We start from the raw sequence: 10,663 nt of genomic DNA on the forward strand, positions 1-10,663 counted from the left end.
AGTCGCACTCGCCCCCTCACAGGAAGCCCTATGAACGCACCCTCTTTCAGTCTGATCCTGGCCGATGGCCGCAAAGCCAGTGCCCAGGATGAAACGCCAGAGAGCGGTAGCCTGCGCCTCGACAGCAGCGCCGCCATCCCCTACCGGGAGGTCGACAACCGCATCGTCTTCGAGCAACTTCCGCCAGCATTTCCGGCCAGCGCGATGCTGGCAGTGCTGGCGACCCGTTTCTGCCACCGCAAACAATGCAACGAGGTGAATGTGCAGGTCCCTGGCGACCGGGAATTTGCCGTGCGTGCGGTACGCGAAGGCATTTTCGATCACTGGCAGGTCGACGACCAAGGCAGGCTTGCCCTGCGCTGTACCCGCCAGACCTTCTGGCAGCAACCCCTGCCGTGGCTTCGCGAGCCGGCCAGCGTGCACACGGCCCCGCGTTATTGCTTCAGCGGCGAGAAACGCCACCCGCAACGCCCGCCCAAACCGGCGGGCGAAGTCTATCGACGCCATCTGCCGAAGCTGAACGCCACCTTTTCACTGCGCACCATCGACCCGGTGAAGGACCTTGCAGCCTTCAACCGCTGGATGAACCTGGAGCAAGTCGCGTTCTTCTGGGAGCAGACCGGCACTCCGGAAGAACATGCGCAATACATTCGCGAAATGCTCGACGACCCGCGCGTACACCCGCTGATCGGCTGCTTCGACGACGAACCCTTCGCCTACTTCGAGGTGTACTGGTGCAAGGAAGACCGCATCGCCCCCTACTACGACGTCGCCGATTACGACCGTGGCTGGCATGTGGTGATCGGCGAGCCCAAGCACCAGGGCATCGGCAAACTGCGCGGCTGGTTCCGCTCGCTGATGCATTACATGTTCCTCGATGACCCACGCACCCAGCGGATTCTCGGCGAGCCGCGCATCGACCATACGCGCCAGATCGACTTCCTCAAGTCCCAGGGGTTCGGCCACCTGAAGGACATTCAACTGGCCCACAAGAAAGCCGCTCTGCTGCGTCTGGAGCGCGAAGCCTTCTTTGATGACCACGTCCTTTGATCCGCCTGGAGAAGACTTCCCCATGATTCGCAAACCGCTCAGCGCGACCCGCGAGCTTGCCCAGTTGCTCAAGCCGTTCTGGCCCATCGTGCTGGTTTCCATACTGTTGGGCATCCTCGGCGGCTTCAGCGTCACCACGCTGCTGGCCACCATCAACCGCGCCCTCAACAGCGAAGCAGGGCTGACCCACGCCGTGCTGTGGTTGTTTGCCGGCCTCTGCGTGCTGACCTTGCTCAGCAGCATCTTCTCCGACATGGGCACCAATTTCGTTGGCCAGAAGATCATTGCCAAACTGCGCAAGGAGCTGGGCGAAAAAGTGCTTTCGGCGCCCATCGAGCAGATCGAGCGCTATCGCAGCCACCGCCTGATACCGGTGCTGACCCACGATATCGATACCATCAGCGATTTCTCGTTCGCCTTCGCCCCCCTGACCATTTCGCTGACGGTGACGCTGGGCTGCATGGGCTACCTGGCAACATTGTCCGGCCCGCTGTTCCTGCTGATGCTGCTGGCATTGGGCGCCGGCATCACCGCCCAGGTCATCGCCCGCACGCGCGGCATCAAGGGGTTCAATAGCGCCCGCGAGGCCGAGGACGACCTGCAGAAGCATTACAACGCCATTGCCCAGGGCGCCAAGGAGCTGCGCATACACCGGCCGCGCCGGTATCGCATGTTCACCCGGCACATCCAGGGGATCAGCGAGCGGATCAGCGCCATCCAGATCAAGGCAGTCAATACCTACATCCTGGCCAAGACGTTCGGCTCGACGCTGTTCTTCATCGTCATCGGCCTGGCCCTGGCCCTGCAGAGCACCTGGACAAGCGTCGATCAGGCGGCAATGACCGGCTTCGTGCTGGTGCTGCTGTACATGAAAGGCCCGCTGGACCATCTGGTCAGCGTACTGCCGCTGGTCAGCAAGGCACAGGTGGCATTCCAGCGCATTGCCGAGCTGTCAGAGCAGTTTTCCTCGCCCGAACCGAACCTGCTGCTCGACGGCCAAGGCGCACCGCGCCAGACAATCGACAGCCTGGAACTGCGCAATGTGCAGTACGCATTTCCGGCCGTCGAGGGCAGCACGCCGTTTCGCCTGGGCCCGGTGAACCTCACAATCAACCAGGGCGACATCGTGTTCATCGTCGGCGAGAACGGTTGTGGCAAGACCACGCTGATCAAGCTGCTGCTTGGCCTGTATGCGCCGCACAGTGGTGACATCCTACTGGATGGTCAGCCGGTCTCGGTGCTTGACCGGGATGACTACCGACAACTGTTCACCACCATTTTCGCCGACTACTACCTGTTCGACGACGTGGTCCAGGGTGACCAGCAGATTCCCGACGATGCGACCCAATACCTGCAACGCCTGGAGATCGCGCACAAGGTCAGCGTACGTGACGGCGCCTTCACCACCACCGACCTGTCCACTGGGCAACGCAAGCGCCTGGCCCTGATCAGCGCCTGGTTGGAGCAGCGCCCGGTACTGGTGTTCGACGAGTGGGCAGCCGATCAGGACCCAACCTTCCGCCGCATCTTCTACACAGAGCTGCTGCCGGACCTCAAGCGCCTGGGCAAGACCATCATTGTCATCTCCCACGATGACCGCTACTTCGATATTGCCGACCAGTTGGTACACATGGACAGCGGCAAGGTTCGCACCGCAGCCCAGCCGGCCTGACCGGCTGCATCCCTCGCCCCGACCAGGTCGGTTACAACCCTGGCCGGGGCCTGCCCACCCGCCCCGTCACCCACACGCCCGCCGGTAAATTTGCCGTGCGGCGGCTCGTTTACTGGCCATACACCTCTCCAGAGGACAGCGGCCATTCGCCGGCAAGGCCGGCCCCCATGCTGCTGTCCTTCGCCTCGACTGCCACAGGGACCGCCATGCACGAATCACTGGATGCCGACTCGCTCGCTGAAGACTTGCTGGACGACGCCTTGCTCGCCCTCCTCCAGGATGAGCTGCCTGAACCCGACCGGATAGCACCACGCGAGAGCGCCGGGCCGGCCCCCCTCTCCTTCGCCCAGCAGCGCCTGTGGTACCTGCAGCAGTTCAACCCGCAGAGCGCGGCGTACAACCTGCCACGGGCACTGTCACTGAAGGGTGAACTGCATGGCCAGCAGCTGGCCATGGCCTTGCAGGCGGTGGTCGACCGCCATGACATCCTGCGCAGCAGGTTCGCCGAGGTCGAGGGCATACCGCAGCAGTTCGTCGAAGCCGACGCACGCCTCGAAATGCCCTGCGACGACCTGACCGCCATGCCCGCCACGCAACGCCCTCATGCATTGCAGCGGCTCATCGAAGCGGATGCGCTGGCACCGTTCGACCTCGGCAAGGCGCCCCTGATCCGGGCCCGGCTGGTGAAAGTACAAGGTGACGAGCATGTGTTGCTGCTGAACATGCACCACATCGTTTCAGACGCCTGGTCCAATCCGATCCTGCTGCAGGACCTGCTCGGCGCCTATTCGCAGGCAGCCGCCCAGGGAGCCTGCAAGCTGCAACGGCCCGCCATCCAGTATGCCGATTACGCCATCTGGCAACGCCAGGCTTACCTGCAAAGCGATGCGTGCCAAGCGTCTGCCCGCTACTGGCATACCCGGCTGGGTGACGAACTGCAGCCGTTGATGTTGCCGGGTGACCTCGACCCGCGCTGCGCTGACGCACCGCCCGAGGGCACCAGTGCCCGCTACCATGGCCTGCAACTGGACGCCGAGGTGTTCCAGGCCCTGCTGCAGCTCAGCCGGCAGCAGGGCGTGCAACCCTTCGTCATCGCCCTGGCCGCCTGGCAGGTGCTGCTGGGCCGCTACAGCGGCCAGCGGCAATTCACCCTCGGCGTGCCCAGCGCCGGGCGCAACCGCAGCGAAACCCAGCAGCTGGTAGGTTTTTTCGTCAGCACCCAGATCTACCGCGCCGAACTCGACCCGCAGCAATCCGTGCAGACCCTGCTGCAAAACCTGCGGGAGCAGTCTATTGCGGCCCTGAGCCACAGCGACTACCCGATGGAGCTGTACCTGGAGACGCTGCAGCACAACGGCCAGGTGCTACCCACCCAGTTGTTCCAGGCGCTGTTCAACTGGCGCGTGGCCGGGACTGCCAGCGGCCCGCTGGCCCTGGGCCCACTGCAGCTGGACTTCCTCGATACCGCCAGCGCCCAGGCCAAATGCCTGATCGGCATCGACCTTGAATACGCAGCCGATGGCCTTGGCTTCAGCCTGGAATACGACTGCAGCCAGTTCAGCCACGCCACCGTGCAACGCATGGCCCGGCACTGGCAGAACCTGCTGCTGGCCATGGCCCGGGGGCCCGAGCAACGGCTGGGCGAGCTCGACATGCTGGGCACGCCGGAACAGCAAGCCACCTTCGCCCAGTGGAACCCGGCCCCCGCCGAGCACCCGGCCGACCAGGCCCTGCACAGCCGCATCGAGGCCCAGGTGCAGCGCACCCCCGATGCCATCGCCGTCACCTGCGAGGGCCAGGCCCTGAGCTATGCCCAGCTCAACCAGCGTGCCAACGCCCTGGCCCGGCGCCTGGTCGACGACGGGGTCGGGCCTGACGTGCTGGTCGGCCTGGCTGCCGAGCGCTCGCTGGACATGGTCGTCGGCATCTTCGCCATCCTCAAGGCTGGCGGCGCCTACGTGCCGCTGGACCCGGCCTACCCGGCCGACCGTTTGGCCTACATGATCGAAGACAGCGGCCTGCAGCGCCTGCTGGCCCAGCCCCAGGTGCTGGCCAGCCTGCCGGTGCCGGCAGGCGTGCGCGTGCTCAGCCTGGAAAGCAACGATGACAGCACCCAGGCCGACCCGCTGGCCTGCTCGCCGGTCACGGTCAGCCCGGACAACCTCGCCTACGTGATCTACACCTCCGGTTCCACCGGCAAGCCCAAGGGCGTGCTGCTGCCGCAGCGCAACGTGCTGCGCCTGTTCACGGCCACCGACGCCGACTTCCGCTTCGGCAGCGACGACGTGTGGAGCCTGTTCCACTCCTATGCCTTCGACTTCTCGGTGTGGGAAATCTTCGGCGCCCTGCTGTACGGCGGGCGCCTGGTGATCGTGCCGCAGCACACCAGCCGCTCACCCGAGGCCTTCTACCAGCTGCTGGCCGATGAACAGGTCACGGTGCTGAACCAGACCCCGTCGGCGTTCAAGCAACTGATGGCGGTGGCCACCACGGCCGAGCCGCAGCGGCCACTGGCACTGCGCAGCGTGGTGTTCGGGGGCGAGGCGCTGGACGTCAACAGCCTGGCACCGTGGTTCGAACGCTTCGGCGACCGCCAGCCGCAGCTGGTGAACATGTACGGCATCACCGAAACCACCGTGCATGTCAGCTACCGGCCGCTGTCGCGGGCTGACCTGGGCAAGGCGGCCAGCAGCCCGATGGGCGTGCCGATCCCCGACCTGTCCTGGTATGTACTCGACGGCGACCTGAACCCGGTAGCCAAAGGCTGCATCGGCGAGCTGTACGTCGGCCGCGCTGGCCTGGCGCGCGGCTACCTCAAGCGCAGCGACCTGAGCGCCACGCGCTTCGTGCCGGACCCGTTCGGTGCCCCTGGCGGGCGCCTGTACCGCACCGGTGACCTGGCGCGCTACCACGCCGACGGGGTGATCGAATACGCCGGGCGCATCGACCACCAGGTGAAGATCCGCGGCTTCCGCATCGAGCTGGGTGAAATCGAAGCCCGCCTGCAGGCGCAACCACAAGTGCGCGAGGCCCTGGTGCTGGCCCAGGAAGGCGCGACCGGCCAGCAGCTGGTGGCCTACCTGATCCCCGCTGCCGAGGTAGCGCTGGAGCAGCAGGCCGGGCTGCGCGCGCAGCTGCGCGAACAGTTGAAGGAAGCGCTGCCGGACTACATGGTCCCGGCGCACCTGCTGCTGCTCGACCGGTGGCCGCTGACAGCCAACGGCAAGCTCGACCGCAAGGCCCTGCCCAAGGCCGATGCCAGCCTGCTGCAGCAAGCCTACAACGCTCCCCAGGGCGCGCTGGAACAGGCCTTGGCCACGTTGTGGCAAACCGCGCTCAACGTCGAACGTATCAGCCGCGACGATCACTTCTTCGAACTGGGTGGCCACTCGTTGCTGGCCATCCAGCTGCTGGCCAGCATCAAGCAGGCACTGGGCCTGGCAGTGCGTATCCAGGACCTGCTCGCCTACCCCCGCATCGACCTGTTGGCTGCACATCTGGGCCGTGAGCATGCCTGTGCGAGCCCGTGCATCGTGCCCCTCAACCGCCCGGCCACACCGCTGCCTGCATTGTTCTGTATCCACCCCAGCGGCGGCATGGTCTTCAGCTATCAGCCGCTGGCCAGGTGCCTGGAACCGCAGGCTTGCGTCTACGGCGTGCAGCACCGGGGCGGCAGCCCGGCGCCGGCCGAACGGCAGGGCTGGCAAGCGATGATCACCGACTACACCGCACAGATCCGCCAGGCACAACCGTCCGGGCCATACCGCCTGATGGGCTGGTCCCTGGGCGGCAGCATTGCCTGGGACATCGCCCGGCAGCTGGAACAGGCCGGCTGCGAGGTCGCATTCCTGGGGCTGGTCGACAGCACCCTGCCCGAGGCGCAGTTAAGCCGCGCCGCGTTCCCCCCTCACACCCCTCGCCCAGCCCGCCACAGCGATACGCCGGGCCAGCGCGAGCTGCAAGACACCGTCGAGCTGTTCGGCCTGTTGTTCCCGCAGGCCAAACAGGCCGCCGCCGAGCAGCTGCACGCCAACCCTACTCAGGACGTCAAGGCGTTCTACCAGTGGGCCACGGCGCACCTGGCTGACGCTGGCAGCGATGTCCAGGGCGTGCTGGCCAGTGCCAAGGCCCAGATCATGAATGCCCAGGCGTTCGACATCCACGATCAGCTGGAAGCGAGCTTCGCCGATTTCACCCTCACTCCGCTCAGGGTCAAGCCCAGTTGCTGGTGGTCGCAGGTGCACAAGAGCGCAGCACACATTCACGCCGCCGAGCAGGTCATCCGCCAGTTCTGCGCAGGGGGTGAGCTGGACGTTTCGCTGCACTCACCCTACCCACACGAAACCATGATGCTGGAGCAGCCCCTGATCGACTCGTTCATCGAGGCGTTCGGCCGTAGCTGCCCGGCACCCTGAATACCCCGTCACACCTGCCAAAAAGGAAACGTTCGCCATGAAGTGCGCCCCCTACACCGTCACCGGCCTGGCCCTTGCCCTGGCCATGGCGGCCTGCCCGCTACTCGCCCAGGCTGCCAGCAAGACCCCGGGCGAGGTCTTCCAGGATTGCAAGGCCGGCTGCCCGGAAATGGTCGTGCTGCCTGCGGGCAGTTTCGTCATGGGCACGCCGGATGACGAACCGGGCAAGCAGCCCGACGAAGGCCCGCAACATACCGTGACCTTCGCCAAACCCTTCGCCATCAGCCGCTTCCAGGTCACCGCCGGCGAGCTGGATGCCTATATCAAGGAAACCGGCGTGGTCATCAAGGACGGTGACAAACGCCCAGGGCGCCTGTGCCAGGCCAGCAAGCCTCGCTACCCGCAAGGGCCGCGCCAGCCGGCAGTGTGCGTTGATTACTACGATGTGCAGGCCTATGCGCAGTGGCTGAGCAAAAAGACCGGCCACACTTACCGCATGCTCAGCGAGGCCGAACGCGAGTACGCGGCACGGGCCGGCTCCACAGGGCCGTTCCCGTTCCCGTTCGATGAAGAAGGCGACTACCAGATCAGCAAGCACGCCAATACCTACGGCCCCAAGGACGGCTACAGCTACACCTCACCGGTAGGCAGCTACCCGCCCAATGCCTTTGGCGTCTATGACATGCACGGTAACGTGTATGAATGGGTCGCCGACTGCTACCACAAGGACTACGTCGGCGCGCCCAGCGATGGCAGCGCCTGGATGGAGGCCGACGGCGGGCTTTGCCAGGCGGCGCACATGCGCGGGAATGACTGGGGTGAAGCGCCGATCTTCTCGCGTTCGGGCAATCGCAATGATCGCGAACGCACGGTACGTGGCGACTTCCTGGGCTTTCGTGTAGCGCGGGAGCTGTGATCTGGCGCAGGCCATCTGGGCGGGGTACCCGCCAAGATGGCCTGCGTGGCCCCAGGTTCAGAACTGCGGGGTGTATTTGACCGAGAACATGAAGTTGCGAGGGTCGCCGTAGTAGTTGTTGGCACTGACCGCAGCATACGACGGGATGTAGTACACCTTGTCGAAGATGTTGTTGAAGTTGACCGCCAGGCTGACTTCATCGCTGACCTTGTAACCAAGGCGCGCATTCCAGATGGTGAAGCCGGGCGAATCGAATTTGCGGTCGTAGGCAACGGTGCTGCTCTGGCTGTTGAAACCGCCGCCGACACTGAAGCGGCTGAAGTCACCAGGCAGGGTGTAGTCCGTCCACACCTTCACCGAGTGTTTCGGCGTCCAGGTGGAGAAGATCTTGCCCTCGTTCGTGTTGTCCTTGAGGTACTTGGTGGTGTTGTAGACGTAACTGGCCGACGCTTGCAGGCCTGGCAGCACCTCACCGTTGATCTCGGCCTCAAGGCCCTGGCTACGCACTTTGCCGGACGCTTCGGAGCATCTGGACCCATCACAGATTTGTGTGACATCCTGAACCGGCACCGCTCGGTTCTCGTGGTCATAGCGGAACAGGGCAACGCTGGTATTGACCTGGCCATCGTAGAGTTCACCCTTCAGACCGAGTTCGTAGTTGCTGCCAACGATCGGCTCGATCGTAGAGCCACCGACGCCCTTGGCACTCTGCGGAATGAAGACGTCCGCATAGCTGGCGTAGGCCGACCATTGCGGCGTCAATTCGTAAACCAGGCCCGCGTAAGGGGTGACGACACCGTTGTTGGCCTTGGAAGCCGGGCTGTCATACTGATAGACACCGGCCTCATAGACCTGAGAGTCGTAATCGTAGGAGTACCAGCTGGTACGCCCACCGAGGATCAGGGTCAGCGGGTCGGTCAGCTTGACGCGCCAGGTACCGTAGATACCTTTCTGCACGATCGTGTACTGGCTGTCGGTACGCGTGCCACGGGCCGCCAGGCTGTCGTAGTTCTCGAAGGGCAAGTGGTTGTCGAGATCGAAAATGTTCGCCCCCGCGCTGCGCACCACCGCCATGGTGTTGTCGCTGGTGAAGCGTGAGTAGTTACCGCCGAAGACCACTTCCTGGTCGAAGCCAAAACCGTTGAAGTCGCCATCGACGAACATGTCCAGGCCACGGCTGTGGGAGTTGAAATCAGTGGCATAGCGCCAGTCGAACAACCCAGACCCATCGTTGGCCAGGCCGGTCGGTGCTACCACGTAGGCGTAGGTCATTTCGTTGCGCTCGTTGATCGCCACCGCCGCGGTCTTGAACTTCCAGTGGTCGTTGAAGCGGTGCTCGAGGTCGACATACAACGCCAGCTGCTCGGTCATGCCGCGGTTCCAGTCGGAGCCGGTGAAGGTCGAGCGCGACAAGCCTACGTCCCGGCCATCACTGAAGCGCGGCAAACCGGCGACCATGGGCGTGAAACGCGTCTTGCGATCGCTGATGCCGACACCGAGGGTGGTGTCTTCAGACAGGTCGAAGTCCAGCGCACCGTAGACCTTCTGCTCCCAGCCGCCCACATAGTCGATGAACGAGTTGCGCGTATCGTAGTCGACCACGGCACGCCCACGGATGTTGCCCGCCTCGTTCAGCGGGCCGCCAACGTCAACCTGGGTGGCATAGTGGTCCCAGGAACCGGCCTGGGCGGTCAGGGTGACTGTCGGCTTGGCCTGGCCGCGCTTGCGCACGAAGTTGATCGCGCCACCGGGGCTGTTGGCCCCCTGCAGCAGCCCAGCGCCGCCACGCAGCAGTTCGACACGGTCATAGAATGCCGTCGGTTCCGTCAGGTAGCTGCCCAGCGCGTAGATGCCACGGGTCATGGGCACGCCATCGTACTGCAGCGAATCGATTTCAAAACCGCGCGAGGTGATGAAGCCGCCGGTACCCGGGCTTTTGGCGAAGGTCATGCCCGGCGCGTTGGCCAACAGCGTCGGCAAGTCGGTGATGTTCTGGTCATCCATGCGCTTGCGGGTCATCACCGACACGCTCTGCGGAATGTCCTTGAGCTTGTGTTCGCTCTTGCCGATGGTGACGCCACCGGTGGTATACGAGTTGCTGCCTTCGGTGGTCACGCCCAACGTGTTGCCCGTGATGCTGGTGGTGCCCAGCTCCAGCGCCGAGGACGCTGGCCGCTCACGCCGCACCAGGGTCAGGGTATCGCCCTCCAGGCTGTAGCTGACCGGCAAGCCGCGCAACAGCTTGGCCACTGCCGCATCGACGGTGTAGCTGCCACGCACTTCATTGCCACGCAGGTCGGCCATTTCCGAGGCGTTGTAGATGAACTGCACATCGGCCTGCTCGCCAAGCGCACGCAGGGCGTTGGGCAGCGACTGGGCAGCGATGTCGAAGTTGACCCCCTGAGCCCAGACCTGGGCGGCCATGGGCAGCATCAATGCGGCGCCCAGCACCCCTTTGCCGAGCAACGCCCGTGATGAGCGGGCGCTGATCGAGCGGGACATGCAAAGCGCCTTGACCAATGGTTTGAACTCGAAAAATCCTGCTGGCATGGTATTTCTCTATTTATATCGTGTAATGAAATCGTCCCGCGCCCGCCAACGGCCCCCAAA

Annotated in this window: 5 protein-coding genes; 4 read left to right on the plus strand and 1 reads right to left on the minus strand. The window is 64.4% G+C overall.

The features are described 5' to 3' along the window. Positions 1-30 precede the first annotated feature (30 nt). The 4 genes from V6093_RS09495 (at position 31) to V6093_RS09510 (ending at position 8,053) form a co-directional block, all read left to right on the plus strand. Entirely contained in the window at positions 31-1,050 is a 1,020-nt protein-coding gene (locus tag V6093_RS09495; RefSeq protein WP_003251532.1) for a GNAT family N-acetyltransferase, read from the plus strand. A gap of 22 nt (positions 1,051-1,072) precedes the next feature. Beyond that, positions 1,073-2,722: a cyclic peptide export ABC transporter gene (locus tag V6093_RS09500; protein WP_047603464.1), complete on the plus strand. Its 1,650-nt coding sequence runs from the start codon at positions 1,073-1,075 to the stop codon at positions 2,720-2,722. 167 nt (positions 2,723-2,889) lie between these two features. Further along, positions 2,890-7,137, plus strand: a complete 4,248-nt coding sequence (locus V6093_RS09505) for an amino acid adenylation domain-containing protein (RefSeq protein WP_406669779.1) — start codon at positions 2,890-2,892, stop codon at positions 7,135-7,137. A gap of 37 nt (positions 7,138-7,174) precedes the next feature. After that, positions 7,175-8,053 (plus strand): formylglycine-generating enzyme family protein, encoded by an 879-nt coding sequence (locus V6093_RS09510; protein WP_003255995.1) that lies wholly within the window; start codon positions 7,175-7,177, stop codon positions 8,051-8,053. Positions 8,054-8,110: 57 nt separating this feature from the next. Here the strand turns inward: V6093_RS09510 and V6093_RS09515 are convergent, their stop codons facing one another. Further along, a complete protein-coding gene (locus V6093_RS09515) occupies positions 8,111-10,603 on the minus strand; it encodes a TonB-dependent siderophore receptor (RefSeq protein ID WP_108078746.1) in 2,493 nt (830 codons plus the stop codon). Between the last annotated feature and the right edge of the window lie 60 nt (positions 10,604-10,663).

This window comes from Pseudomonas putida group bacterium ESBL64, from assembly GCF_045277175.1.
Lineage (GTDB): Bacteria > Pseudomonadota > Gammaproteobacteria > Pseudomonadales > Pseudomonadaceae > Aquipseudomonas > Aquipseudomonas alloputida.